This is a genomic window from Vibrio sp. Vb0937 (assembly GCF_033338855.1).
The window spans coordinates 52,282-77,973 of record NZ_JAWOTK010000012.1 but is presented as its reverse complement, the minus strand read 5'-3'; the positions used below and the strand labels follow the sequence as shown (position 1 = coordinate 77,973).

The window sequence follows — 25,692 nt, the reverse complement described above, 5'->3', positions numbered from 1 at the left end:
TTAGATTTAGAAAAGAGCGACCATATCGGTCGCTCTTTTTGTTGCTGGTTAGGTTTATCCTTGGAGGCTTGGTGGGAAGCAAACTCCCGTTCCTCCGATGCCACAGTAACCATCAGGGTTTTTCGCCAAATATTGCTGGTGGTAGGTTTCCGCAAAGTAATACGGACCTGCTGGTTGTATTTCGGTGGTGATGTTCGCGCGTTGCTCTTCTTGCAGTGCTTGCTGATACAAGAGTTTCGATTTCTCTGCGCTCTCGAGCTGCTCCGTCGAATAAGTGTAAATTGCAGAACGATATTGAGTACCTAAGTCGTTACCTTGACGCATTCCCTGAGTTGGGTCGTGTTTTTCCCAAAAAACAGCCAGTAGCTTTTCTAATGAGATGACGCGTTCATCGAAAACGACTCGTACGACTTCTGTATGACCCGTTTTACCTGTACAGACCTCTTCATACGTGGGATTGGGTGTGTACCCCCCAGCGTAACCGACCGAAGTAGATACAACGCCGTCGAGTTGCCAAAATACGCGCTCAGCGCCCCAAAAACAGCCCATTCCGAGCAAAATCTGCTGTTGGTGTGACGCAAGAGGCGCCTTTAGGTTAGATTTATTTACAAAATGATGATCGTCAATCTGCATTGGTTGATCTCTACCTGGCAAGGCATCTTCTATACTGATCAATGTTTGTTTGTTGAGCATGGTATTTGTCCTTCAATACGTGTCTTAAATTTGCGAACTTTTTCATTTCGTCTGTATCTGATGCTGTGATGACATAGACCGCGTTAAACCTATTAATATTACAGACTTAGAATCTAATTGGCGTTATCATTATTTACGTTTACTTAACCTCATTCAGCCATAAAAGCATGATAAAAAAAGCTCTCCCCACCATTGTTGGCCTGTTTGCCTTTTCTCATGGTGCCTATGCCGATGTTTCTTTGACTTTGAAAGGCATTGATGGCGCTTTAGAAGAGAATGTCAGTGCGTATCTATCATCTATTCCAGAGAAGGATTACTCCACTTCTCTGCGTTTTCAAGCGAGATTAGATCAAAGTATCACTGAAGCGCTTAACGCGCTTGGGTATTATCATGCAAAAATTTCATACTCTATTCCTGAAGCGAATGATGAGTTAATTGTGCTCATCAAGCCGGGCTTGCCAGTGAAAGTGAAAGTCATGGATGTGGTCATCACTGGAGAGGCCAAGGACGATGAAGAGTTTGCAAAACTTATTGAGCGCTCTCCGCTCAAAGTTGGTCAAGTTTTGAATCAAGGCCAATACGACAGCCTTAAGTCAGGCATTCGTAACTTGGCGCTTCAGCGTGGTTACTTCAATGGTGAGTTTACGCTAAGTCGATTAGAGGTTATCCCTGATCTGAACGAAGCTAATGTCCGTTTGCACTACAGCAGTGGAATACGTTTCAATTTTGGCGACGTTTCTTTTATTGGCAACCACATCTGGGAAGATCGTGTCGCATCATTACAACCTTTTAAAGAAGGGGACCCATACAACGTTTCGAAGCTGGGCGAGTTTAACCAGAAGCTATCAAATACGGAGTGGTTTTCCTCAGTTTTTGTTGAGCCTGAATTGGATAGGCTTGATGATGGCCGAGACTTGCCAATTAAAGTGTCTTTATCTCCTGCTTCCAAGAATCAGATCGAGACGGGTATTGGTTACTCAACGGATGTCGGCGTTCGAGGGACGTTGAAGTGGAAGAAACCTTGGGTGAGCTCCCGAGGACACAGTTTCAACACCGCTTTATCCCTATCTAAGCCAGAGCAAACCGTGACTGCTTCTTACAAAATTCCTTTAGAAGATGTCGCTAACGATTATTATCAAGTTCAATATGGGCTTAAAAACCTAGACAACCGTGACACGCAGAGTATCGAGTCTAACCTTGCAGTGGAGCGTCATTGGTTAGCAGACGGTGGTTGGCATAATACCGTTTATGTTCGTCATTTGTACGAGAGCTTTACGCAAGGTTTACAAGATGATGAATTCAACTTCGTACTTCCAGGTGCGACATTTTCTCGGACTAGGGTTCGAGGGGGCAATATGCCAATGTGGGGAGACAAGCAAAGCATCACTATTGAGTATGGTGATACCGCTATGCTTTCTGAAACTAGAGTGCTCCGCTTAATTGGCTCGACTTCTTGGATTCGTGGTATTGGAGAGAATCATCGTGGTTTGTTCCGCTTAGAAGGTGGTGCGAATATTACCGATGAACTTGAAAAGCTATCACCGTCGCTGCGTTTCTTCGCTGGTGGTGACAATAATATTCGTGGTTACGGCTATGAATCTATTTCACCTGTGGATGAGAGTGGTGCTTTGACGGGTGGTAAATACATTGTTAGCAGTACATTAGAATACCAATATCGTGTTTATGGAAACTGGTGGGCTGCAACGTTTTACGATATTGGTGATGCGTTTAATGAAACACCAGATTGGAAATCAGGTGCTGGTGTTGGTATCCGCTGGGCGTCTCCGGTGGGCCCTGTTAGTTTTGATTTTGCATGGGGGTTGGATGCAAAACCAGAACGAGAGTTTCGTATCCACTTCTCATTGGGGCCTGAGCTATGATCAAAATGATGTTTAAGTGGACCAAATGGCTGTCGCTCAGTTTGATTGGTCTATTGCTGTTGCTCATCATTATTGTCGCGACAGTTTTGTTTACCCACCCAGGCCTCAAATTTGCCTTGTGGGGAGCTGAAAAAGCATTACCACAATTGCAGATTGAAAAAGTGCAGGGTTCATTGTTTCCTCGCTTCGAACTGCATAACGTCAGTTTTGTCGATGAGTCTTTGAATATCGACGCCAAAGTCGAGCGTTTAGCTTTGGCAGTGAACTTCCGCTGCTTCTTTGACCCTAAGGTCTGTGTCGATGAGTTAAGACTGCAGGGGCTTGACTTTAAGATGCCTGAGCTACCGCCAGCAAGCGAGGAGCAAGAGGAAACACCACCACTGCGTTCTATCAGTACGCCAGTGCCAATTTTTGTTAATAAAGTCAGCTTTAATGACATCAATATCAATGTGCTGGGCAATCAAATTGATTGGCAAACGTTCTCGACCGCTTTGTCGATGCAGGGTGATCGTTTGGTGATTGCACCTACCGCGTTGAAAGAGATTAATGTGGCTTTAGCACCAAGTGAGGCTGAACCTGAAGCGGCTGCCGATGAGCCGAAAGAAACTGACGTTACGCCGCAAGATATTGTGTTACCCGAAGTATGGATTCCACTGACGGTGGAAGCGCGTCGTCTTGATATTCACAATTTCAAACTGGCAGGTGAAACGCCAGTGATCGTCAATCATCTTGGTTTGGTTGCAAGAGCAGGCGGTGAGCGTGTTGATGTCAAAACATTAGAGCTCGACATGCCAGAAGTGGAAGGCAAGTTGAGCACACAAGTGACGCTTTCTTCTGATTACCCTATCAAAGCGCAACTGGACGCGTTAGTGAAGCAAGCGGATGCGAAGGGACAAAAACTGTCGCTTTCGGTCTCGGGTTCGGTTGGTGATTTGTCACTAAATGCTACGCTTTCTGAGCTTGTACAAGCGGAGATCAAAGGTGATATTCAACCGCTTAAAACGCAGTTACCGTTTGATGTCGCGATTAAAAATGTACAGGCGCAATGGCCGCTATTTGGACAAAGCGATTACCAGGTTTCTGTACCAAGCTTGGCGGCAAAAGGCTCACTTGATGGCTACGAAGTCGCATTAGAAACCAAAGCGTCAGGCAAAGATATTCCCGCCGTTGATGTCGCACTAAACGGCAAAGGTACGTTAGAGCAAATTGACCTCGAAAGCCTTGTAGTGAAAACCCTGGGAGGCGAACTCTCTGGGAAAGTCATGGCCAATTGGGCCGCGCCAATCAACTGGCAAGCTGACTTAAACCTGAAAAACATTCAACCAGGTTTACAATGGAAAGAAGCAGAAGGGGATATCAGCGGTAACCTTTCGACTTCGGGGTCGTTAACAGAACAAGGCGGTTGGCAAGTCAGTTTGCCTAAGTTAGACATTGACGGCATTTTGCGAGGGTATCCGCTGAATGTTGAAGGGCAACTTGAAGCGTCTGATAAGAACGGCAAAGGCGAAGACATCCAACTTACCACTCAGGGTTTAGCGCTTTCTCATGGTCCAAACCAACTCAGTGCAAAGGGTAAGATAGATAAGCAAATTCTGATGGATGTTGAGGTTAACTTCCCTGATTTTGCAAAAAGTGTTCCGGATCTTGCAGGTAAAATGCAGGGTAAAGTCGCACTACGTGGTAGCTTGAAAGAACCAGACATCAATCTTGATCTCGCTTTAAATCAGATAAACTGGCAGCAACAGGCGAACGTAGAAACGATCACCTTAAAGGGTGATGTGAAGCCTCTGCCAGCACCAAAAGCGAACATAAGCCTAATTGCGAACAACATTACCTATGACGACATAAAAGTTGATAGTGCTGACCTTGAAGTCTCTGGGGATGAAAAACTGCATCAACTGACGCTCGATGTAGTATCTGACCTGGTGTCGACCAGTTTAGAAATTGAAGGGACATTCCAGCAGAAACCAGAAATGATTTGGGATGGGGCGCTGCGCCGCTTGACGCTGAGCTCGCAACAAGGCCCGTGGGCGTTGCAAAAATCGACCGCGGTGAAGGTCAATATCGACAAACAGATCGCGAACGTTCAAGCGCATTGTTGGTTGCAAGCGGAGTCGAGCGTATGTCTAACCGAAGACATTAGTGTCGGTAAGAGTGGCCAGGCGAAGTTAGCCATCAATGATTTTGATTTTGACCAAATCAAACAATTCCTGCCGCCAGAAACCAAGCTGCAAGGCTCGGTTAATGCACAGGCTTTTGCTAAATGGGCACCAGAGAAAAAGCCTGAAGTAACCTTAAGTGTCAATATGCCAAAAGGCCAAGTTGAACAAGCGCTTGAACAGCCAATTAAAGTCGGTTGGGAAAGCTTCAACTTTAAAGCAGCATTAGCGAAAGACAAGCTTGATGCCGAGTGGCTATTTGATGTGAAAGATAACGGTGACTTGTCTGGTAAGGTTTCTTTACTGAATGTCTCGTCTGAAAAGCCCACTATTGATGGTAAGGTTTCACTCTCTACGTTCCACTTGGATTTCTTGGCACCGTTGATTGGTGAGTACAGCTTGTTTAAAGCAAACATGAATACTGACCTAGCGATATCAGGTGACGTCATGCATCCGAAGGTGAATGGTCAGTTCTTGATTGACCAAATGAAGCTACAGGGTGAAGTCACACCGATAGATATAAACTCAGGGCAGGTCGTCATCAACTTTAAAGGCCATCAAGCGGACTTGGATGCCGGAATTCTAACCCCGGATGGTGAGTTGAACGTTACCGGTGATGCCGACTGGCAGGACTTACAGAACTGGCGTACTAAAGCGCGTGTATTTGCTAAAGAGCTCAATGTTGATTTGCCTCCAATGGTAAAAATCAAAGTTGAGCCTGACATGACAATAGATGTGACTCCTCAGCTTGCGAAAATTGAGGGTGATATTAATTTGCCATGGGGCAGAATTGTCGTCGAAGAGCTTCCACCAAGTGCGGTAGGCGTATCGAGTGATACCGTTATTCTCGATAAAAACTTGCAGCCAGTGGACGATGTCGCTGCGATGCCGTTTGATGTGGAAACGAACATCAACATTAAAATTGGTGATGACTTCCAACTTGCCGCTTTTGGTTTAAAAGGTGGGTTGAAAGGGAACCTAAACGTGACACAAAAAGACAAAGGTCCTTTCATCGTTGGTGAAGTGAATGTTGTCGACGGTTCTTATCGTTCGTTTGGTCAGGACTTATTGATTAAAGAAGGTAAGATTCTGATGAATGGTCCACCAGATCAACCTTACTTGTCTATCAAAGCGATTCGTAATCCAGACAATACCCAAGATGATGTCATTGCGGGGGTACAAGTGTCGGGCCCAGCATCTGATCCGAGTATAGAAATTTTCTCAGAGCCCGCGATGAACCAAGCCAATGCACTTTCTTATCTACTTCGTGGTCAAGATATTGATGGTGAAGCTGGTGGTAATGCAATGACGACTACCTTAATTGGTTTAAGCTTGGCGAAGAGTGGGCGTGTGGTTGGTGAAATCGGTGAAGCCTTTGGCGTACAGGATTTACAGCTGGACACTGCTGGGTCGGGCGATGACTCGCAAGTGACGGTGAGTGGTTATATTCTGCCAGGTTTGCAGGTGAAATATGGTGTCGGCATCTTTAACTCCCTAGGTGAGTTCACTGTGCGTTACCGATTGATGCAAGACTTGTATTTAGAAGCGGTATCTGGTGTAGATAGCGCCGTTGACCTACTCTATCAGTTTGAGTTCGATTAAAGTGCTTTAACCTAAGCATACACAGTCATGACTAAGGAGTGGTTATGCAGCATTTGATTTTTGTCTACGGCACGTTACGCAAGGGAGAGTACAACCATCAGTATTTGCGCTCGGCGCAGTTTCTTGGTTTACATGAAACAGATGCTCAATTTGCAATGTATGACTTAGGCCCTTATCCAGCGTTGTCTGATGGGCAACGCTCGATTCAAGGTGAAGTGTATCTGATTGATGATGAAACCTTATCCGAGCTAGATAGGTTAGAAGATGTGCCAGTGGAATATCGCCGAGAGAGCATCGTTACGCCGTTTGGCCAAGCTTGGATCTACTTATATCAAGATACTGAGCAATTAACCGAAGAAATCGCTTCCGGCGATTGGTGTCAAAAGGTGTGAGCTATACTGACATTATCAATAGCAACGAGCTAAACACTAAGGAGTCACGATGAAAACATTCGTAATTGGAGTAATGGCGTTGCTTCTTGCTGCATGCGCACAAACAACACTACCGACTTCGAATAATGTGACCGATTGGCAAGTGTTTGGTAAGCAGTCAGCTTTAGATGGATTACGGGAGTTATCTGAGGAGCGAATTGCGAAGCTGGATGATGTTAACCATGCGACGCCAGAACTGATAATGGCTTATCAAGCGGGTTACCAGCAAGGCAAACAAGAGTATTGCGAGCAAAGTGCTTATATGCTCGGTGTTATCGGGCGTCCGTATTTTGGCATTTGTGATGATGTTGACCCCTTCTTTCAACATGACTACGACGCTGGACGAATGTCTTCAGCAGGCGCACCTATCTAGTCGACACAGGTAAGATGAAAGCAAAAGAGCTGCCCTAGAGCAGCTCTTTTTAATTTTGTATCAGCAGTGATGCTTATTTTTTCTGAGCGCGCTCGTAAGATTCTAGGATTTCAGCTTTGGCGGCAGCAACATCTGCCCAACCATCCACTTTCACCCATTTGCCTGCTTCAAGCTCTTTGTAACGTTCAAAGAATTGCGTGATCTGCGCTTTCAGTAGTTCTGGGATATCGTCCACATCTTGGATGTGCTCGTACTCTTTCGAGATTTTTGAGTGGGGAACCGCAAACACTTTTGCATCTTCACCCGATTCATCTGTCATCTTCAAAACGCCAACAGGACGGCAGCGAATGACTGAACCTGGCATGAGTGGGTATGGTGTTGGTACCAATACGTCGACTGGGTCGCCATCAAGAGACAGGGTATTGTTCACGTAGCCATAGTTGCATGGGTAGAACATTGGTGCAGACATGAAACGGTCGACAAATACAGCACCAGAGTCTTTATCTACTTCGTACTTGATTGGATCTGCATTTGCAGGAATTTCGATAACGACATAGATATCTTCAGGCAGCGACTTGCCTGCTGGTACATGGTTTAAGCTCATTAGAATATTCCTTTTCATTAACGATGAGTCACACAAAAGCGGCTTCATCTGATGATAAATTCGCGTTTCACTTTAGCGACAAAAACGCGGCAGGTAAACACCTGCCGCGTTGGACAAAGGTCTGAAATTATTCTTCGTCGCGGTGCAGTTCAAGGAACTCTTCAACTTTGCGAACCATGTTCTTCGAACCCACAAAGAAAGGTACACGCTGGTGCAACTCAGTAGGCTTGATGTCCATAATGCGATTCACGCCGTCCGATGCAATGCCGCCAGCTTGCTCAATGAGGAATGCCATAGGGTTACATTCGTAAAGCAGGCGTAGCTTGCCTTGTGGGTGGCTTTGTGTGCTTGGGTAAAGGTAGATACCGCCTTTCAGTAGGTTGCGGTGGAAATCAGCAACCAGCGAGCCAATGTAGCGAGAAGTGTATGGGCGACCGTCTTCTGGCACGTTTTCTTGGCAGTACTTGATGTACTTCTTCACCCCTTGAGGGAAACGAATGTAATTACCTTCGTTGATGGAGTAGATCTTACCATCATCAGGAATCATCATGTTTTCATGAGAAAGACAGAAGCTGCCGATAGATGGGTCGTAAGTAAAGCCGTTTACGCCGTTACCAGTTGTGTATACCAACATGGTGGAGGAGCCGTAAATCACGTAGCCCGCAGCCACTTGCTTGTGACCAGGTTGTAGGAAGTCTTCTTCAGTTGGTGGAGTACCGATTGGAGAAACACGACGGTAAATCGAGAAGATAGTACCAACAGAGACGTTCACATCGATGTTAGAAGAACCATCAAGTGGGTCCATCAGTACTACATATTTGGCGTTTTGGTTGAGTTCTTTATTGAACGCAACTGCTTCGTCTTCTTCTTCACTGGCAACGCCACACACTTGATCACGAGCTTCAAGCGCGGCTTTGAACTTATCGTTCGCGTAAACATCGAGCTTTTGCTGATCTTCACCTTGGACATTTTCCGTGCCTACAGCACCAGTGATATCACCGAGACCCGCTGCGTTGATTTCGCGGTTAACGATTTTTGCAGCTAAACGAATGGAGGCTAAAAGGGATGATAGATCACCGCTAGCGTGGGGGAAATCCGCTTGTTTTTCGACAATGAACTCGCCTAGGGTGCGCAGTCCTGACATGGTTAATCCTTACATTTTCATTTCATTGGGGGTAGTGCGCAAGTGAGCATCTCTTTATGGATGTTAAACGATTGCGCTGGATGTAAGTTTAAGTCGCAGATCTTTTTAATGGTAATGAAGTAACTGTTTGAGATCTCAATTTATTTGTAGACTTGTTTGAGGGATTCATCAGTAAGCAAGAGGTTGTACAGTCTGTGTTCAACCTTGTCATATTTGTGAAAGGGACTGCAAGAAGAAGGCTAAAGTCACTCGCTTTTCAGGCGGTAATCGCGATAATGAAAGCATTAAAAAACGCATTACAAGGTTTAGCTTATGCACATTCATATCTTGGGTATCTGTGGCACATTTATGGGCGGCGCAGCGATTCTAGCGCGCCAATTAGGACATAAAGTCACTGGTTCTGATGCCAACGTTTATCCGCCAATGAGCACACTGCTTGAGTCTCAAGGTATTGAAATTATTGAAGGCTTTGACCCGTCTCAACTCGACCCTCAACCAGATCTTGTGGTGATTGGTAATGCGATGAGCCGTGGTAACCCTTGTGTCGAGCATGTGCTCAACACTAACATGCGTTACACCTCTGGCCCGCAGTGGCTCAACGAGTTTTTGCTGCATGATCGTTGGGTATTGGCGGTATCGGGTACACATGGGAAAACGACCACGTCGAGCATGCTTGCTTGGATACTTGAAGATTGTGGTTATCAACCGGGTTTCTTAGTCGGTGGGGTACTCGGTAACTTCGGAGTGTCTGCTCGTTTGGGTGAAAGTATGTTTTTTGTCGTTGAAGCGGACGAATATGACAGTGCTTTTTTCGATAAGCGTTCTAAGTTTGTGCATTACCATCCTCGCACTTTAATCATGAATAACCTTGAGTTCGATCATGCTGATATCTTCGATGATCTAGAAGCGATCAAACGCCAATTCCATCATTTAGTGCGAACTGTACCGGGCAATGGATTGATCTTAGCGCCGAGGCAGGATCAAGCGTTAGCGGATGTATTAGAGCGTGGTTGCTGGACAGAAAAGCAGTTTTCAGGTGTTGATGGTGACTGGCAAGCGCACAAATTAGTGCTTGATGGCTCAAAATTTGACGTTGCGTTGCAAGGCGAGAAGGTTGGTACCGTCGAATGGAATTTGGTGGGTGACCACAATGTGGATAATGCGCTGATGGCAATCGCTGCTGCACGACATGTTGGAGTCACTCCGGATCTTGCTTGCCAAGCATTAGGGCGTTTCATCAATACCAAGCGCCGTTTAGAGCTGAAAGGTGAAGAACAAGGTGTGACGGTTTACGATGATTTTGCGCATCACCCAACGGCAATTGAACTTACAGTCGGTGGTTTGCGTAACAAGGTAGGTGAAAAACGCATCCTTGCTGTGTTAGAGCCGCGTTCTGCCACCATGAAGCGTGGCGTACACAAAAACACACTTGCAGAGTCACTACACAGTGCAGATGAAGTCTTCTTGTTCCAGCCAGATAATATCGAGTGGTCTGTGCAAGACATTGCCGACCAATGCACACAGCCAGCGTTTGTCGATGCGGATATAGATAACTTTGTAGCCAAGATCGTCGAACGTGCGCGACCAGGTGACCAAATTCTAGTCATGAGCAACGGTGGCTTTGGTGGTATTCACGGAAAACTTCTTGAGCAGTTAAAACAAAAAGCCTGATTGATATGCAAAACAAAACACAACCCTCTCATAAAAAAGCCATCACGTTGGCATTAACGGGTGCTTCTGGTGCTCCCTACGGCCTTCGTCTTTTAGAATGCTTGGTTGCGGCGGATTATCATGTCTACGTTCTGATTTCTTCGGCGGCTCGTGTTGTGATGGCAACCGAGCATAATCTTAAGCTACCAAGTGGCCCAGAAGCGGCGCAGCAAGCATTAGTAGAGCACCTGAACTGCAATCCAAATAACATCACCGTTTGCGGTAAAGACGATTGGTTCTCGCCGGTTGCGTCTGGTTCTGCTGCACCCAAGCAAATGGTGGTTTGCCCATGTTCTGCGGGAAGCGTTGCAGCGATTGCGCATGGTATGTCAGATAACTTGATCGAGCGGGCCGCTGATGTGGTAATGAAAGAGCGCGGGCAGCTGTTGCTCGTGGTTCGCGAAACACCATTTTCAACGCTACATCTGGAGAACATGCACAAACTGTCGCAAATGGGCGTCACCATCATGCCAGCAGCTCCAGGCTTCTATCATCAGCCAAAGAGTATTGAAGACTTAGTGGATTTTATGGTGGCGAGAATTCTTGACCACTTAGGTATTGAGCAAGGTTTGGTGCCTCGTTGGGGTTATGACCAGCGCTCGTGAGCTGATTGTGTAACCACTCAAATACCTTTACAATCCATCCAACTCATCGGGGAGCAAACCCATTTAGCATTGAGTCAATCAATGCATTGGGGCGCTGAGACCTAAGTGTTTAACTAGGGACCCGTATTACCTGAACCAGATAATGCTGGCGTAGGAATTGAGTCTGGATATTGGAAGTCCTTAATAGCCGCCTCAAACCCTGTGCCGCTCAACTTATTTCTCTGAAATACTCATGGAGAGCGAGCAGTGAAACCCACTCTAAATCTGATTGCCTTAGCTGCAATCACCTCTACTTCAGCGTTTGCCGCTGAAAACACATTAACCATCTATACCTACGACTCTTTTGCCGCAGATTGGGGGCCGGGTCCTAAAATCGAGCAAGCTTTTGAAGCAAAATGTGGCTGTGACGTTAACTTCGTAGCGTTGGACGATGGTGTGTCGATTCTGAATCGTCTTCGTCTTGAAGGCGGTAATAGCAAAGCGGACATCGTATTAGGTTTGGATAACAATCTGATGGCAGAAGCGAAGAAAACCGGTCTGCTTGCCGAGCACAATGTAGATACGTCCAATACAGTGTTACCAAACGGTTGGAGCGACACGACGTTTGTACCGTACGATTACGGCTACTTCGCGTTTGTGTACAACAAAGAGAAAATGACTAATCCGCCGAAAAGCATGAAAGAGCTGGTGGAAACGCGCGACGATCTGAAAGTGATTTACCAAGATCCGCGGACTTCAACGCCGGGCCAAGGCTTGATGCTATGGATGAAATCTATTTATGGCGACGATGTGACGCAAGCGTGGCAGAAGCTAGCGAGCAAAACCGTAACGGTCACGAAAGGTTGGTCTGAAGCGTATTCCATGTTCCTCAATGGTGAGTCCGATTTAGTGCTTTCTTACACCTCCTCACCTGCGTACCACTTAATTGCGGAAAACGATTCGAAGTTTGCGACGGCGAATTTTGCTGAAGGCCACTACATGCAAGTTGAAGTCGCCGCCAAAGTGAAAGGGGCAAAAAATTCAGAACTTGCTGATCAATTTATGAGTTTCATTTTAAGTGATGAGTTCCAATCGGCGATGCCAACGGGTAACTGGATGTACCCAGTCACTGACGTTGAGTTACCTAAAGGTTTTGAAACTTTGAGTGTTCCAAGCAAGTCGTTGAGCTTTAGTGCTGATGAAGTGGCAAAAATGCGTAAGTCTTGGATTCGCGAATGGCAAAGCGCATTGACGTTTTAGCTGACGTTTCCACCCTCATCTGAATGAGATAGGTTTTACCTTTGAATTCTGTTCCAAAAATAGGTTTAGGGGTCGCGATGATCATCGCGACCTTTGTTATTTCTGCCCTAGGTGCTTTGATTGTTCAAGCCCCTTCACTTGATGTGTCTGTGGTATGGGGCGACCCGTACTATCAACATGTCACCAAGTTCAGTTTCTACCAAGCGTTTCTTTCCACATTGCTCAGTGTTGGCTTTGCCATTCCAGTAGCGCACGCACTTTCGCGTCGCCAATTTATTGGTAAATCATTACTGCTTAAGCTGTTTGCATCGACACTGGTTTTGCCGGTTTTGGTTGGTGTTTTTGGGCTGTTAGCGATTTATGGCAACAGTGGTTTGTTGGCGCAGTGGTTGCAAAGTTTCGACACTAAACTGCCATTCTCTATTTACGGTTTGAACGGCATTTTACTCGCCCATGTGTTCTTTAATTTACCTTACGCGGCACGATTGCTTCTGCAAGCCTTGGAGTCTATTCCTGCCGAGCAGCATAAGCTTTGCGCGCATCTTGGGATGAGCCATTGGGATAAGTTTCGCTGGGTAGAATGGCCGCGTTTAAGGCAGCAGCTTCCCCACGTTTGTGGGTTGGTGTTTATGTTGTGCTTTACCAGTTTTGCCACTGTAATGGCGTTGGGGGGCGGGCCAAAATCCACCACCATTGAATTGGCCATTTACCAAGCGATTAAGTTTGATTTTGATTTACAAGCTGGGGCGTTATTGGCGCTGTGGCAGATGCTGTTATGTGGACTGCTTGCTATTGGAGTGCAGAAGTTAACAAGGCCTGTTTCTATCAGTGCTGGAAGCACATCGGTACAGCAATATTTAACGAAGGATCATGGGTGGTCAAAAGCTTGGGATAGCTTTTGGATCATAGGTGCCTTTTTACTGGTAATACCGCCGTTATTGATGGTGTTACTGAGTGGCATCAACCAACAAGTTTGGACAGTATTAACCGATGAGCGTTTTTGGTTTGCGCTATTGAACTCCCTCAAAGTCGCCTGTGTCGCTAGCGTGCTTGCGGTCGCTGCAGGGGTGTCCATACTATTGACCAGTCGCCGTTGGCGGTTGCAGTACAAAAACACGCGAGCCGATCAGATAGAGTTAATCGGCACCATTATTTTGGTGACTCCAGGTCTGGTGATTAGCACCGGTTTATTCTTACTACTGCGCGCATTTACCGATGTTTTTAGCTTGGCATTTTTTGTCGTGATTTTGGTGAACGGTTTGATGGCTTTGCCTTACGTGATCAAAACGCTAGCGCAGCCAATGCTGCACATTGAACAACAGTATCAGTATGTATGTGCCAGCTTAGGCATGCGTGGCTGGCAACGGTTTAAAGTGGTGGAGTGGCAGGCGCTACGCAAGCCGTTTGCACATGCGTTTGCGATCAGCTTTATGTTTGCAATAGGGGATTTAAGTGCCATCGCACTGTTTGGTGGACAAGAGTTTCGTACCTTACCTCTGTATTTGTTCCAGTTGCTTGGCAGTTATCAGATGGACGCAGCTGCGGTGGTATCGGTGACCCTATTGTTGTTGAGTGTGGGCTGTTTTGCCTTGATTGAGAAAGTATTGAAAACGAAGGAGAGAGCGTAATGTTAGTGTTGGATGATGTGCAGTACACCTACCAACGTGAACTGTTTCGTTTTGACTTAACGATTGAGCAAGGACAGATTGTATCGCTGATGGGACCAAGTGGGGCAGGGAAGTCAACCTTGCTGGCGTTGGTGGCAGGATTCATCCATCCTGACCGTGGTGATATTTGTGTTGATGGTGAGTCCATTGTGCGTAAAGAGCCTTATCTGCGTCCGTTCTCTATGTTGTTCCAAGAGCACAATTTGTTTGCTCACTTATCGGTGCGTGACAACATCGGTTTGGGCTTACACCCAGGGCTAAAGCTTACGGTGGACCAAAATCGTCAGATTGAACAAGCCGCGCAGCAAGTTGGTGTTGCAGAGTACCTCGACCGTTTGCCAGAGCATCTTTCTGGTGGCCAGCGTCAACGTGTTGCCTTAGCGCGTTGTTTTGTTCAGCCTCATCCCATGTGGCTATTGGATGAGCCGTTCTCGGCGCTTGATCCGGTGTTGCGTGAAGAGATGCTGAGCTTGGTAAAAAAACTCGCAGCAGAGCGGGGAATAACCGTATTGATGGTCACGCACCATTTAAGCGATGCCAAAGCGATTGCCAGCCACTTTGTGTTTGTGGCAGATGGTAAAGTGGAAGCCGCGGGTGATATGTCTGCATTGAGTGAACAGCATGCTAGTGAGAAGCTTGCGGCATTTATCCGAGCAGCATGCTAGTGCCTGATAGTTGCTAGGTTATGCTTCTCCGCAACACAAACCATGCCGAGGTCCAAATTCAAATTGAGATCTTAAGCTCATGATATGGTCAATCATTGCTTGTACACGCCGTGGGCGGTTTGCTCCAGGACGATAGACTAAATAAATAGGCATTGGTACCGTGTGCCATTGCGGTAACACTCTGACTAAGGTGCCACTTTCTAGCTCTTGCGTCATGTTCTGCACAGGTAAGTTAGCGATGCCTAGTCCTTTAAGTGCGCCTTTCAATATTGCTTCTACAGTTGTACTTGAGAAGTTACTGGTTATTGAAACATTGACGGTATTATCGTGTGAGATCAGCGTCCAAGGCCCTATTTCTGAAACATATTGATACCTCAAACAGTTGTGTTTTGTCAGGTCTTCTGGCGTTTCAGGTACGCCGAACTCAGCTAAATACTCAGGGCTAGCAGCCAGGACTCGAGTCGTATAGCCTAATTTTTTTGCGATCAATCGATCATCAACTATCTGACCGACTCGAATTGCCATATCAAAGCCGTGTGAAAACAGATCAACAAAATCGTTCGATGCTTCTAACGCAATTTGTACTTTTGGCCATTGTTTTAAAAATGGCAAAAAGATGTGTTCCGCCATATACGCATCCAACGCTGGTGGCGCGGAAATACGCAGCCGGCCTTGGATCTGTTGTTCCATCTCCAGTACGTCATGGCCAATTGAGTGGAATTCCTCAACTAAGCTTGCAGCACGCTCTAAAACCATTTGGCCAGCTTCGGTGATCACTAACTTTCGGGTTGTGCGCTCTAGGAGTTTGGCTTCAAAGTGTTGTTCGAGTTTGGTTATGGCTTTACTAACAGTAGATTTCGGTAGGTTTAACTCCAGCGCGCACTTGGTTAAGCTCAGTAGTCGACAGCTTGTGACAAAGATAGAAAGCGTTCTAAAGTCAATTGTTTCTAAATTGCGAACAATCACTTTCAATTATCCATATTGTTTCAATATTAATCTGATTATAGTCTGGCACCTCATCCTTAGCCATCAAGTTATTGTCATTTGAGGTAAACACCATGTCCAACTCTGTAGACTTATTTTCTCCTATCGAACTCGGTCAATTAGCATTAGATAACCGTGCTATTATGGCGCCTTTAACGAGAGCTCGTGCTGGCGCAGACCATATTCCTAATGACCTTATGGTTGAATACTACGCTCAACGTGCGAGTGCCGGACTTATCATTGCTGAATGCACCATGGTGATGGAAGGTACGTCTGCTTTTATGGCAGAACCGGGCATTTACAACGAAGAGCAAATCGCAGCTTGGAAAAAGGTAACGGATGCGGTTCATGAGAGAGGCGGTAAGATTGTACTGCAAATTTGGCATGCGGGACGAGCTTGTCATCCTGATCTGAATGAAGGAAAAACACCTGTAGCGGCGAGCGCATTGGCCATTCGTGATGAATTAGTCCATACCCCTTCGGGTAAGCAAGCATATACGGTACCACGAGCACTCGAAGTGGATGAGATAGCTTCCATTGTTGCGGCGTTTAAACAAGGTGCAGAAAACGCCAAGAAAGCCGGCTTTGATGGGGTCGAGATACATGGCGCCAATGGTTATCTTATTGATAACTTCCTTCGTGACGGCTCAAATTTACGTACCGATGAATACGGTGGCTCGGTTGAAAATCGTGCTCGATTTTTACTTGAGATAGTGAAAGAAGTCGTTGAGGTGTGGGGACCCGGAAGAGTCGGTCTGCGTACATCTCCGCTAAATGGATTTAATGACATGAAAGACAGTGATCCAGTTGGTTTGGTGCGTTACTTAGCAGAGCAACTTAATTCTTTCGATCTTGCTTATTGGCACGTGATGCGTGCGGATCTGAAAGGCGTACAAAAAGCAGATGTTCTCAAGCCAGCACGCGAAAACTATCAAGGTCACTTAATGGCGAACGTGGGCTACAGTGCACAAGAAGCGGCAACAGCAATTGCAGAAAACAAAGTTGATGTGGTCGCATTTGGCGTTCCCTTTATCGCAAACCCAGATTTAGTTGAGCGATTTAAGAAAAATGCACCTCTTAATGAGGCGAAACCAGAACACTTTTATTTGGGGGGAGCAGAAGGTTATACCGATTACCCAGTGATGGCATAACCCTTACTTGTTTCATATAAAAAGGACGCTAATGTTAGCGTCCTTTTTCGTTTCTGTATTTACTTAGCCTTGCGGTTTTACGACCATCACATTGATTGGAGAATATTCCACAACCTTACTCGCGACAGAGCCAAGCATTACTTTATTGATTTTAGAGCGCTTGTGGCTTGGCATAATGATGAGATCAGCGCCTAAACGTTCTGCATAATCAAGAATGGTCGCGTAGGCCTTGCCTTCAGCAACATGCACTTGGTAAACCACATCTTCAGCAATATGCTCATTAGCGAAAGTTTTTAGTTGCTGCTTCACGTCTTGCTTCATTTTGGCCGCAGCATCTTTCGGAAAGTATGTGGCAACCATCGACATGTGAATACCAGGTAGTACAGTCAGAAGATGGATTTGAGCATTTGCTTGCTTTGCCTGCCAAACCGCTAGTTCAACCGCTCGGTCTGAAAAGCCTTGGTCATTTAGATCAACCGGAACAAGAATTTGTTTGTACATTCAATGTCTCTCATTAAGGCCCCTTTATCCTCGGGGCCAAATCGGTTATGCGCTCAATTGTTCCTTACGAGCACGACGTTTTTGGTTCATTGCAAGCACCAGCAAAATCATTAAGCATGGTACAAACACCCACTCTTTCATCGGACGGTCTGCATCCTGGATAACCCACTTGATTTCCCAATCAAAGTCGATACCTGCGGACTCTGCTGGACTACCAAATTCAACCATATCGACAATCATTTTGTTGTCACTTTCGGTCAGCATCAGACCCATAGATGAAATACGTGCGTCTGCTGTTGTCGCACTGTCTTCGAATGGAAGACGAACCGTTTTCTCAATGTAGTCGCCCTCAAGGTTTTCACCGGCAACACGTAACTCCAATGATTCTCCTACATTTAGTGTTTCCGTGATTTGAGCTACCTCAACGCCAGGAGAAAGAACTTTCGCTGGGTACAGCATGTCCCACCAAAAACCTGGACGGAAAAACGAAAATGTCAGTACTAATAATAGGACTGTTTCCCACCACTTGTTACGCGTGAACCACCACCCTTGAGTTGCCGCAGAGAATATCAGCATTGCAATGATCGATGAGATGACTGTGAGTGCCAAATGCCACCAAGAGTCGATCCCCATTAACAATAGCTGGGTATTGAACACAAACATGAACGGCAAAATAGCGGTTCGAATATCGTAAGTAAAACCTTGGATACCAGTACGAATTGGATCTGATTTCGCAATTGCTGCTGCTGCAAAAGCCGCAAGGCCTACAGGTGGGGTATCGTCGGCCAAAATACCAAAGTAGAAAACGAACAAGTGCACCGCTATCAACGGAATAATTAAGCCATGCGCTGCGCCGAGCGTAACAATAACCGGCGCCATTAGCGTAGAGACCACGATGTAGTTCGCTGTTGTTGGCAGACCCATCCCCAGAACCAAGCTAATGATGGCGGTAAACAGCAGCATAAGAATGATGCTGCCACCAGAGATAAACTCGACGAAGTCGGTCATCACTAGGCCGATACCCGTTAGTGTAACAACACCAACAACGGTGCCCGCTGCCGCGGTTGCAACGCCGATACCAATCATATTGCGCGCACCAGAAACTAAGCTCTCGGCAAGATCGATAAAGCCATCTTTGGTTTGCTGAAGCATGTCACCTTGCTTTGATAGCAGTGCAATCAACGGACGTTGAGTAAGCAAAATGAAAATCATGAACACCGTTGCCCAGAATGCCGAAAGGCCAGGTGAGAAACGTTCGACAGTCAAACACCAAACCAATACGACGATAGGGAGTAGGTAGTGCAAGCCTGACTTAACGGTTGGGCCAGGATCAGGTACTTCTGTTAATTCTGCATCAATCTCAATTGCGCCATCTTGCACGTGATTTGCTGAGACTTTCACCAACCCAACGTACGCGATTAATAGTGCGACGGTAACAATTGGTGTCGCGGCATCACCAAAGACGTCCTTTGTCCAACCCACTCCGTAGTAAACCAATGCGCTGATCACACACAATCCTAAGATTGTGCCAGTAAAGGACAGCAGACTTTGTACTAGTGTTGGGTTGTGGCGACGAGGAAGGCCTGTCATGCCTGCTTTACATGCTTCAAGGTGAACAATGTAAATTAAAGCAATATAAGAGATTAGCGCTGGAAGTAGGGCGGCTTTAATCACCTCAACGTAGGAGATACCGACGTATTCCACCATCAAAAATGCTGCTGCACCCATGATTGGCGGTGTTAACTGACCATTGGTTGAAGCCGCTACCTCTACCGCACCCGCTTTTGTGCCGGGAAAGCCAACACGCTTCATCAGTGGAATCGTAAAGGTGCCAGTTGTTACTACGTTTGCGATTGAAGAACCAGAAACCAGACCAGATAAACCTGATGCAACAACGGCCGCTTTAGCTGGACCACCTTTCATATGGCCAAGTAACGAGAAGGCAACTTTAATGAAGTAAGCACCAGCACCAGCGCGTTCCAGCATTGCTCCAAACAATACAAACAAGAAGACAAAAGAGGTAGAAACACCTAGCGCAACCCCAAATACGCCTTCTGTTGTTAGCCACAAGTGAGACATGGCCTTGTTCAAGCTTGCCCCTTTGTGCGCGATAACGTCAGGCATGTAAGGGCCTGCAAAGGTGTAAGTAAGGAAAACAGCAGCCACGACCATTAATGGTGGACCAAGTGCTCGGCGTGTTGCTTCTAAAAGGAGGAGCATACCGATAACAGCAACAACGATATCAACCGTTGTCGGTGCGCCTGAGCGTCCTGCTAGCTCAGTATAAAAAAGGTATATATAGGCTGCTGAAAAGCTGCCAGCCAACGCGAGTATCCAATCAACAAGAGGGATATGATCGCGAGGAGAATTCTTCATCGCTGGATAAGCAGTGAAAGCCAAAAAGATCGCGAAAGTAAGGTGGATAGATCGCGCTTCCGTGTCGTTCAGTACGCCAAAATTGAAAATAAATGGTAACGGGGATGCGTACCATAATTGAAATAGTGACCAACACAGAGGAACAAACCAAAGGATTCGTCCTTGCATTCCCGAAGGGCTACGTGCACCTGTGTCTGCCTGAGCCACCATTTCTTGCACATCTTGTGACGGAGCTTGATTCGTCGCCATGTACTTTTTCCTTATTATTGATGGTCCTGTCTGATTTTTATCGAGAACCACACTTCGCCTCTATCAGTGTAGTGAATGGAGCGAAGTTTGCTTTCGAGTATTTTGCTGCCTGAACTCAAAGTGTTGATTGTTGGATACTCTGTTAGGCGGCGTTTAAGTTTTCTTGGGTATGAGCTCGCAGTTTTCAGAAGAAAACTGGCGAATGAAGCATACAGTTAGAGCGTGCTACAACCTGTATGCTCAAACAGGCAGAAAATATTCTTTCCTGCCTGTATGTAGAGTCTGAGGAAATTACTTAATTAGACCCATTTCTTTGTAGTATTTTTCTGCACCTGGGTGAAGAGGAATAGAAAGACCAGCTTTCACCATGTCTTCTTTCTTCAAGTTTGCGAATGCAGGGTGTAGACGCTTGAAGGTATCAAAGTTTTCAAACACAGCTTTTGCCACGTTGTAAGCGACATCGTCTGAAACATCAGAGGTCGTTACCATTGTTGCTGCAACACCAAAGCTGTTTACGTCTTTGTCTGTACCGCGGTACATACCAGCCGGTACTGAGCTAAAGGCGTAGTATGGGTTGTCGGCAACAATTTTATCGATTTTAGGGCCTGTTGCTGAAACTAGCTTCGCATCACATGATGTGGTTGCTTCTTTGATTGAACCGTTCGGGTGGCCGACCATGTAAATGAAGGCGTCAATTTTGTTATCACAAAGTGCCTGAGAGCGTTCAGAGCCTTTTAGCTCAGACGCCAATTTGAAGCTGTCGTTTGTCCAACCCATCGCTTCCATGACAACGCCCATCGTTGCACGGTCACCAGAGCCTGGATTACCGATGTTTACGCGCTTACCTTTCAGGTCTTCAACGTTTTCAATACCTGAATCTGCACGCGCAATGATGTTGAAAGGTTCTGTATGAAGAGAGAACATTGCGCGTAGCTTCTTGTACGGGCCTTGTTCTTCAAACTTGCTCGTACCGTTGTAGCCGTGGTACTGCCAATCCGATTGCACGATACCAAAATCTAATTCGCCTGCACGGATAGTGTTAACGTTGTAAATTGAGCCACCAGTCGATTCTACTGAACAACGGATGTTGTGGTCTTTACGACCTTTATTTACCAACTTACAGATAGCACCACCAGTTGGGTAGTAAACACCTGTCACAGAGCCAGTACCGATGGTAATAAACTCTTGAGCGTTAACTGCGCCTGCGCCCATTACGGCTGCAGCGATAGCGCCTACTTTGAGAAGTTTGTTAAATGCCATGAATTTCCCTTCCTTATATTCATTATTTACCCGGAAATAACCATAAATCACTTCTGGAGTTTCCTATTTGGAAACGGCACCTTTTTCAATCCAATCGTTTGAAAAAGCGAGCGAATCATAACAAAAAATTGGCAGAAAATTATCCAATTGTTAAATGTTATAGTTGATAAGTCTGAATTTTGTATCAGGGGATAGGATTCAATTTGTGATTTAATTCTTTTTATAACAATTACTTAATTAACGTTTAGTGACTGAAATGAAAAAGATCAATTGCGTGATGTTAATCACAAAACGGATGGTTAAAGAATGAGCGGAGTAAGCAAAAAATTTACATAAATTATGGGCTACAAAATGAGACTTCTTTTATAACCCACAATGAGTTAGCTGATTGAAGCTTTATAGAACTTAACCAGTATATTCGAACAGCTCGCACACTGATTTGAAGAGTTGCTCAGTCGTAATTGCCATGGTTGGCGTAATGAAAATGGTATCGTCACCCGCGACAACACCAAGAATACCTTCGGATTTACCGAGTGAATCAAGCAAGCGAGCAATCAACTGCGCTGCACCTGGGCCGGTGTGAATTACTACTAACGCTGCGTTACGATCGATGTCTAGTACCAGTTCACGCAGAGAGCTGCTGACTGTTGGGACACCTAGCTCAGCAGGAAGACAGTAAACCATTTCCATTTTTGCATTGCGCGTACGGACGGCGCCAAATTTAGTCAGCATACGTGAGACTTTAGATTGGTTGATACTCTCAAACCCTTGCTGTTTGAGTGCGTCAACAATCTCGCCCTGTGAGCCAAAGCTTTCTTCTTTTAACAGGGCTTTAAAGGCGCGAACTAAGTTGTCTTGTTTTTCTGAATTGCGCATAGTCATTACAAATCTCTTATTACGGGTAAGCAATTTTGCATATTCTCGCATATATATTCAGGCGGTGCCAAAGAGTCCCAGGATTATGTTAGATGCGTCACTGTAAACTATATACCACATAGAATTCTTTAGCGCGCTGAAGTAGGGCTGTATCTGTTTTCTTGAATTCCTTGTCATTTCAACAGAATAAAAGAATAATCCAAGCCCCATTTGTAGCACGGTAACAGCGAGTTGCGCGAGGTCGCAAAGCTAGCGTTAATTGATTGTAATCAAGTTGTGATTCCGATAGCTTTATTTAAGTTGGTTACAAACTACCCTACGAATACGTTTATAAGAGAAATACTCTCAAGGAGAACTACATGAAAGTAGCCGTTATTGGTGCCGCTGGTGGCATCGGTCAAGCCCTGGCCCTTCTACTTAAGAACCGTCTTCCTGCTGGTTCTGATCTAGCCCTATATGATATTGCTCCAGTAACTCCTGGTGTGGCCGCTGATCTTAGCCACATCCCTACGCCAGTTTCTATCAAAGGTTACGCTGGTGAAGATCCTACTCCAGCACTAGAAGGCGCGGATGTTGTGCTAATTTCTGCTGGTGTTGCGCGTAAGCCAGGTATGGATCGTGCGGATCTATTTAATGTAAACGCTGGTATCGTTAAATCGCTAGCGGAGAAGATTGCGGTTGTTTGTCCGAAAGCTTGTGTTGGTATCATCACAAACCCTGTAAATACAACAGTGCCAATTGCTGCTGAAGTTCTTAAAAAAGCGGGTGTTTATGATAAGCGTCGTCTATTTGGTGTAACAACGTTGGATGTTATCCGTTCAGAAACGTTTGTTGCTGAGCTAAAAGACAAAGATCCAGGTGACGTTCGCGTGCCAGTAATTGGTGGTCACTCTGGCGTAACGATCTTACCTCTACTGTCTCAAGTAGAAGGTGTTGAGTTTACAGCTGAAGAAGTAGAAGCATTAACGAAACGTATTCAAAATGCAGGTACTGAAGTTGTAGAAGCGAAAGCGGGTGGTGGTAGTGCAACACTATCAATGGGCCAAGCTGCATGTCGCTTTGGTCTGTCTCTGGTTCGTGCTCTTCAAGGTGAAGAAGGCGTAGTTGAGTGCGCTTACGTTGAAGGCGACGGCGAACACGCGACTTACTTCGCGCAACCTGTGAAACTGGGTAAAGAAGGCGTTGAAGAAGTACTAAGCTACGGCAAACTCAGCGATTACGAAAAGTCTGCATTAGACGGTATGCTAGAAACACTAAATGGCGACATCAACATTGGTGTTGAATTCGCAAAGTAATCTAGAAAGCCTATATAAGAAGAAAGCCGATCATTTTGATCGGCTTTTTTGATCCTTGATTTCTCAACTTCGTAAAAATGGTCGAATAAAACCACGTAGTGAAGGAGAAGATGATGGAAGCGAGTCGAATCCGTAAAGGCATGGTTGTTGAGTGCCAACAAGGCGTCGGTACGATATTAGTGGTCGACCATGAAGCAGAGACGGTATTGTTGTCCAAACAAGGGACTGAACAGCAACTCGCCGTTAGCTTTGATGAAATAGAAGATGATCCACAACTGCATGGCGGTAGTGACAGATATTACTAGCGCCTCGGGCGTCGTCATTAGGTATCAAACGTAAAAAAGGAAGAGTATGCTCTTCCTTTTTGCTATAAGTCTTGCGTTATGGGTAGCTATTGATTACTTCGTGCGTTGTACTGCGACATGAGCCAGAGTAACAAGCGCTTGTTTGTATTCAGACTCTGGCAACACTGATAGTTCTGCGATTGCTTTGTCTGCTTCTTCTAGAGCTTTTTGCGTTGTGTATTCCAGAGAGCCTGCTTCTTTCATGACCGCAAGAATTTCTTCTAAGCGATCCATGCCATTCGCTTTCTCAATCGCTTCACGAATCATGATGGCGTTTTCTGGTGTGGTATTACGCATAGCATGGAGTAGAGGTAAAGTTGGCTTGCCTTCGGCCAAGTCATCACCCACATTTTTACCCATGTCTTCGCCATCAGAAGTGTAATCCATGACGTCATCAATGAGCTGAAACGCAGTGCCTAGATACTTACCGTAATTTTGCATTGCGATTTCCACATGCTCAGGAGCATCATTTAAGATTGCACCGATTTGAGTTGCGGATTCAAATAAGCGCGCAGTCTTAGAGTAGATGACTTGCATGTAGCTTTCTTCTGTCGTGTCAGGGTCGTTACAGTTCATCAACTGCTGTACTTCACCTTCGGCGATCACGTTTACGGCATTGCTCATTAGTTTAAGGATCTTCATGGATCCTAGTTCCGTCATCATCTGAAATGAGCGTGTATAGATAAAGTCCCCAACTAATACGCTAGCCGCATTGCCAAATGCTGCATTCGCAGTGGCTTTACCACGGCGCATGTCTGATTCATCTACCACGTCATCATGCAGCAAAGTCGCTGTATGGATGAACTCAATAAACGCAGCTGCCATTGTATGACCATTGCCTTGGTAACCAAGTGCACGGGCTGACAGTATCGCTAAAAGCGGTCTTAGACGTTTGCCTCCACCACTCACGATATAAAAACCGAGCTGGTTGATTAAAGAGACATCAGAATTAAGTTGGGCTTGAATTGTTTCATTCACTTTTGCCATGTCATCGGCAGTAAGCGCTTGGATAGTTTTAAAATCCATCGTATATCCGGCTGAAGTTAGACCCTGCAAGGCTTATTCGATTTATATAATTGTCGAATAATACACTAAAAAACGTTGATTAATACATTACTAAAGGGCATGATTGCCGCACTTTTCTTTGGCGATTAGCTTTTCGCCAATTTTTTCAAAATATGGCTTGTCATAGGAGCATCTATTCTGTAGAATCTGCGCCCTATTGATGATTAGTTTAGCGCACACCCTCAAGAAAGGCTGTGCGGAAAAAGCGGAGTAAAATATGTACGCTGTTTTCCAATCTGGTGGTAAACAACACCGTGTAAGCGAAGGTCAAACTCTTCGTTTAGAGAAATTAGACGTTGAAACTGGTGCAACTGTAGAATTTGATAAAGTTCTTCTTGTTGCTAACGGCGAAGACATCAAAGTTGGTGCTCCTCTTGTAGAGGGCGGCAAAATTGTTGCTGAAGTTGTACAACACGGTCGTGGCGATAAAGTTAAAATCGTTAAGTTCCGTCGTCGTAAGCACTCTCGTAAGCAACAGGGTCACCGTCAGTGGTTCACTGAAGTGAAGATCACTGGTATCAACGCTTAATCTATTAGGAGAGTTTAACAATGGCACACAAAAAAGCTGGTGGTTCTACTCGTAACGGCCGCGATTCAGAAAGCAAACGTCTAGGTGTTAAGCGTTTCGGTGGTGAATCTGTACTTGCAGGTAACATCATCGTTCGTCAACGTGGTACTAAGTTCCACGCTGGTAACAACGTAGGTATCGGTAAAGACCACACTCTATTCGCTCTTACTGAAGGTAAAGTGAAGTTCGAAGTGAAAGGTCCTAAGAACCGTAAGTTTGTAAGCATCGAAGCTGAGTAATTAGGTTTTTAA

Annotated in this window: 23 protein-coding genes and 1 riboswitch; of the genes, 14 read left to right on the top strand and 9 right to left on the bottom strand. The window is 45.6% G+C overall.

Annotation, left to right across the window (positions count from 1 at the left end; genetic code table 11):
• Positions 1-54 precede the first annotated feature (54 nt).
• Entirely contained in the window at positions 55-693 is a 639-nt protein-coding gene (gene msrA / locus R7P67_RS15660; RefSeq protein WP_005379620.1) for a peptide-methionine (S)-S-oxide reductase MsrA, read from the bottom strand.
• Positions 694-860: 167 nt separating this feature from the next.
• Here msrA and R7P67_RS15655 point away from each other — a divergent pair, with 167 nt between their 5' ends.
• Genes R7P67_RS15655 through R7P67_RS15640 form a run of 4 tightly spaced genes read left to right on the top strand, consistent with a single transcriptional unit; the run spans position 861 to position 7,138 of the window.
• Positions 861-2,573 carry an autotransporter assembly complex protein TamA gene (locus R7P67_RS15655; protein ID WP_005383121.1) on the top strand — a complete coding sequence of 571 codons (1,713 nt, stop codon included), beginning with the start codon at positions 861-863 and terminating at the stop codon, positions 2,571-2,573.
• Complete coding sequence (locus R7P67_RS15650) at positions 2,570-6,334, top strand: translocation/assembly module TamB domain-containing protein (RefSeq protein WP_262652831.1); 3,765 nt, start codon at positions 2,570-2,572, stop codon at positions 6,332-6,334. The genes R7P67_RS15655 and R7P67_RS15650 overlap by 4 nt, the downstream gene beginning before the upstream one ends.
• Before the next feature lie 44 nt (positions 6,335-6,378).
• Complete coding sequence (locus tag R7P67_RS15645) at positions 6,379-6,726, top strand: gamma-glutamylcyclotransferase (RefSeq protein WP_033906019.1); 348 nt, start codon at positions 6,379-6,381, stop codon at positions 6,724-6,726.
• 49 nt (positions 6,727-6,775) lie between these two features.
• Positions 6,776-7,138 carry a DUF2799 domain-containing protein gene (locus tag R7P67_RS15640; protein ID WP_025768360.1) on the top strand — a complete coding sequence of 121 codons (363 nt, stop codon included), beginning with the start codon at positions 6,776-6,778 and terminating at the stop codon, positions 7,136-7,138.
• 73 nt (positions 7,139-7,211) lie between these two features.
• Here R7P67_RS15640 and ppa read toward each other — a convergent pair whose 3' ends face one another.
• Both ppa and fbp read right to left on the bottom strand, forming a co-directional pair.
• Positions 7,212-7,742 (bottom strand): inorganic diphosphatase, encoded by a 531-nt coding sequence (ppa, locus tag R7P67_RS15635; RefSeq protein ID WP_005379635.1) that lies wholly within the window; start codon positions 7,740-7,742, stop codon positions 7,212-7,214.
• 127 nt (positions 7,743-7,869) lie between these two features.
• Positions 7,870-8,886, bottom strand: coding sequence for a class 1 fructose-bisphosphatase (fbp, locus tag R7P67_RS15630; RefSeq protein WP_005383114.1), 1,017 nt, complete (start codon positions 8,884-8,886; stop codon positions 7,870-7,872).
• 312 nt (positions 8,887-9,198) lie between these two features.
• Here fbp and mpl point away from each other — a divergent pair, with 312 nt between their 5' ends.
• From mpl to thiQ, 5 genes are all read left to right on the top strand, one after another.
• Positions 9,199-10,557, top strand: a complete 1,359-nt coding sequence (gene mpl / locus R7P67_RS15625; protein WP_064353586.1) for a UDP-N-acetylmuramate:L-alanyl-gamma-D-glutamyl-meso-diaminopimelate ligase — start codon at positions 9,199-9,201, stop codon at positions 10,555-10,557.
• 5 nt (positions 10,558-10,562) lie between these two features.
• Positions 10,563-11,201, top strand: a complete 639-nt coding sequence (locus R7P67_RS15620; protein WP_025768362.1) for a flavin prenyltransferase UbiX — start codon at positions 10,563-10,565, stop codon at positions 11,199-11,201.
• A gap of 37 nt (positions 11,202-11,238) precedes the next feature.
• A riboswitch (TPP riboswitch) is annotated at positions 11,239-11,375 on the top strand.
• Positions 11,376-11,447: 72 nt separating this feature from the next.
• Entirely contained in the window at positions 11,448-12,440 is a 993-nt protein-coding gene (thiB, locus tag R7P67_RS15615) for a thiamine ABC transporter substrate binding subunit (RefSeq protein WP_136976964.1), read from the top strand.
• 41 nt (positions 12,441-12,481) lie between these two features.
• Entirely contained in the window at positions 12,482-14,068 is a 1,587-nt protein-coding gene (gene thiP / locus R7P67_RS15610) for a thiamine/thiamine pyrophosphate ABC transporter permease ThiP (RefSeq protein WP_136976965.1), read from the top strand.
• Positions 14,068-14,772, top strand: coding sequence for a thiamine ABC transporter ATP-binding protein (gene thiQ, locus R7P67_RS15605; protein ID WP_005379648.1), 705 nt, complete (start codon positions 14,068-14,070; stop codon positions 14,770-14,772). The genes thiP and thiQ overlap by 1 nt, the downstream gene beginning before the upstream one ends.
• 18 nt (positions 14,773-14,790) lie before the next feature.
• Here thiQ and R7P67_RS15600 read toward each other — a convergent pair whose 3' ends face one another.
• Complete coding sequence (locus R7P67_RS15600; protein ID WP_042522435.1) at positions 14,791-15,738, bottom strand: LysR family transcriptional regulator; 948 nt, start codon at positions 15,736-15,738, stop codon at positions 14,791-14,793.
• 92 nt (positions 15,739-15,830) lie between these two features.
• On the opposite strand from R7P67_RS15600, the gene R7P67_RS15595 reads away from it, so the two are divergent.
• Positions 15,831-16,907, top strand: a complete 1,077-nt coding sequence (locus tag R7P67_RS15595) for an alkene reductase (protein ID WP_025768366.1) — start codon at positions 15,831-15,833, stop codon at positions 16,905-16,907.
• A 63-nt stretch (positions 16,908-16,970) separates the two neighbouring features.
• Here R7P67_RS15595 and R7P67_RS15590 read toward each other — a convergent pair whose 3' ends face one another.
• The 4 genes from R7P67_RS15590 to argR all read right to left on the bottom strand — a co-directional run bounded on the left by R7P67_RS15590 (position 16,971) and on the right by argR (position 22,169).
• The gene (locus tag R7P67_RS15590; RefSeq protein ID WP_005379654.1) at positions 16,971-17,408 is read right to left on the bottom strand and encodes a universal stress protein; all 438 of its coding nucleotides are present in this window, start codon (positions 17,406-17,408) and stop codon (positions 16,971-16,973) included.
• Between the two features lie 45 nt (positions 17,409-17,453).
• A complete protein-coding gene (locus R7P67_RS15585) occupies positions 17,454-20,033 on the bottom strand; it encodes a TRAP transporter permease (protein WP_213886519.1) in 2,580 nt (859 codons plus the stop codon).
• Positions 20,034-20,324: 291 nt separating this feature from the next.
• Positions 20,325-21,293 (bottom strand): TAXI family TRAP transporter solute-binding subunit, encoded by a 969-nt coding sequence (locus R7P67_RS15580; RefSeq protein WP_005379657.1) that lies wholly within the window; start codon positions 21,291-21,293, stop codon positions 20,325-20,327.
• Between the two features lie 405 nt (positions 21,294-21,698).
• Entirely contained in the window at positions 21,699-22,169 is a 471-nt protein-coding gene (gene argR / locus R7P67_RS15575; RefSeq protein ID WP_005379659.1) for a transcriptional regulator ArgR, read from the bottom strand.
• A gap of 359 nt (positions 22,170-22,528) precedes the next feature.
• Here argR and mdh point away from each other — a divergent pair, with 359 nt between their 5' ends.
• Positions 22,529-23,464 carry a malate dehydrogenase gene (gene mdh, locus R7P67_RS15570; RefSeq protein ID WP_005379660.1) on the top strand — a complete coding sequence of 312 codons (936 nt, stop codon included), beginning with the start codon at positions 22,529-22,531 and terminating at the stop codon, positions 23,462-23,464.
• 113 nt (positions 23,465-23,577) lie between these two features.
• Positions 23,578-23,769 carry a hypothetical protein gene (locus R7P67_RS15565; RefSeq protein ID WP_005379661.1) on the top strand — a complete coding sequence of 64 codons (192 nt, stop codon included), beginning with the start codon at positions 23,578-23,580 and terminating at the stop codon, positions 23,767-23,769.
• Positions 23,770-23,862: 93 nt separating this feature from the next.
• On the opposite strand, the gene ispB is transcribed toward R7P67_RS15565, so the two are convergent.
• The gene (gene ispB, locus R7P67_RS15560; protein ID WP_005383097.1) at positions 23,863-24,834 is read right to left on the bottom strand and encodes an octaprenyl diphosphate synthase; all 972 of its coding nucleotides are present in this window, start codon (positions 24,832-24,834) and stop codon (positions 23,863-23,865) included.
• A gap of 256 nt (positions 24,835-25,090) precedes the next feature.
• Here ispB and rplU point away from each other — a divergent pair, with 256 nt between their 5' ends.
• Entirely contained in the window at positions 25,091-25,402 is a 312-nt protein-coding gene (rplU, locus tag R7P67_RS15555) for a 50S ribosomal protein L21 (protein WP_005383096.1), read from the top strand.
• A gap of 20 nt (positions 25,403-25,422) precedes the next feature.
• Entirely contained in the window at positions 25,423-25,680 is a 258-nt protein-coding gene (gene rpmA, locus R7P67_RS15550; RefSeq protein ID WP_005383095.1) for a 50S ribosomal protein L27, read from the top strand.
• Positions 25,681-25,692 lie beyond the last annotated feature (12 nt).

What these genes read in the sequence shown, in the direction of transcription:
- rplU (WP_005383096.1), top strand. Translation starts at nt 25,091, where the DNA reads ATGTACGCTGTTTTCCAATCTGGTGGTAAACAACACCGTGTAAGCGAA.
- R7P67_RS15595 (WP_025768366.1), top strand. Translation starts at nt 15,831, where the DNA reads ATGTCCAACTCTGTAGACTTATTTTCTCCTATCGAACTCGGTCAATTA.
- argR (WP_005379659.1), bottom strand. Translation starts at nt 22,169, where the DNA reads ATGCGCAATTCAGAAAAACAAGACAACTTAGTTCGCGCCTTTAAAGCC.
- ispB (WP_005383097.1), bottom strand. Translation starts at nt 24,834, where the DNA reads ATGGATTTTAAAACTATCCAAGCGCTTACTGCCGATGACATGGCAAAA.
- R7P67_RS15585 (WP_213886519.1), bottom strand. Translation starts at nt 20,033, where the DNA reads ATGGCGACGAATCAAGCTCCGTCACAAGATGTGCAAGAAATGGTGGCT.
- R7P67_RS15655 (WP_005383121.1), top strand. Translation starts at nt 861, where the DNA reads ATGATAAAAAAAGCTCTCCCCACCATTGTTGGCCTGTTTGCCTTTTCT.
- R7P67_RS15620 (WP_025768362.1), top strand. Translation starts at nt 10,563, where the DNA reads ATGCAAAACAAAACACAACCCTCTCATAAAAAAGCCATCACGTTGGCA.
- mpl (WP_064353586.1), top strand. Translation starts at nt 9,199, where the DNA reads ATGCACATTCATATCTTGGGTATCTGTGGCACATTTATGGGCGGCGCA.
- ppa (WP_005379635.1), bottom strand. Translation starts at nt 7,742, where the DNA reads ATGAGCTTAAACCATGTACCAGCAGGCAAGTCGCTGCCTGAAGATATC.
- fbp (WP_005383114.1), bottom strand. Translation starts at nt 8,886, where the DNA reads ATGTCAGGACTGCGCACCCTAGGCGAGTTCATTGTCGAAAAACAAGCG.
- R7P67_RS15645 (WP_033906019.1), top strand. Translation starts at nt 6,379, where the DNA reads ATGCAGCATTTGATTTTTGTCTACGGCACGTTACGCAAGGGAGAGTAC.
- R7P67_RS15640 (WP_025768360.1), top strand. Translation starts at nt 6,776, where the DNA reads ATGAAAACATTCGTAATTGGAGTAATGGCGTTGCTTCTTGCTGCATGC.
- R7P67_RS15650 (WP_262652831.1), top strand. Translation starts at nt 2,570, where the DNA reads ATGATCAAAATGATGTTTAAGTGGACCAAATGGCTGTCGCTCAGTTTG.
- thiQ (WP_005379648.1), top strand. Translation starts at nt 14,068, where the DNA reads ATGTTAGTGTTGGATGATGTGCAGTACACCTACCAACGTGAACTGTTT.
- rpmA (WP_005383095.1), top strand. Translation starts at nt 25,423, where the DNA reads ATGGCACACAAAAAAGCTGGTGGTTCTACTCGTAACGGCCGCGATTCA.
- R7P67_RS15580 (WP_005379657.1), bottom strand. Translation starts at nt 21,293, where the DNA reads ATGGCATTTAACAAACTTCTCAAAGTAGGCGCTATCGCTGCAGCCGTA.
- R7P67_RS15590 (WP_005379654.1), bottom strand. Translation starts at nt 17,408, where the DNA reads ATGTACAAACAAATTCTTGTTCCGGTTGATCTAAATGACCAAGGCTTT.
- msrA (WP_005379620.1), bottom strand. Translation starts at nt 693, where the DNA reads ATGCTCAACAAACAAACATTGATCAGTATAGAAGATGCCTTGCCAGGT.
- R7P67_RS15565 (WP_005379661.1), top strand. Translation starts at nt 23,578, where the DNA reads ATGGAAGCGAGTCGAATCCGTAAAGGCATGGTTGTTGAGTGCCAACAA.
- mdh (WP_005379660.1), top strand. Translation starts at nt 22,529, where the DNA reads ATGAAAGTAGCCGTTATTGGTGCCGCTGGTGGCATCGGTCAAGCCCTG.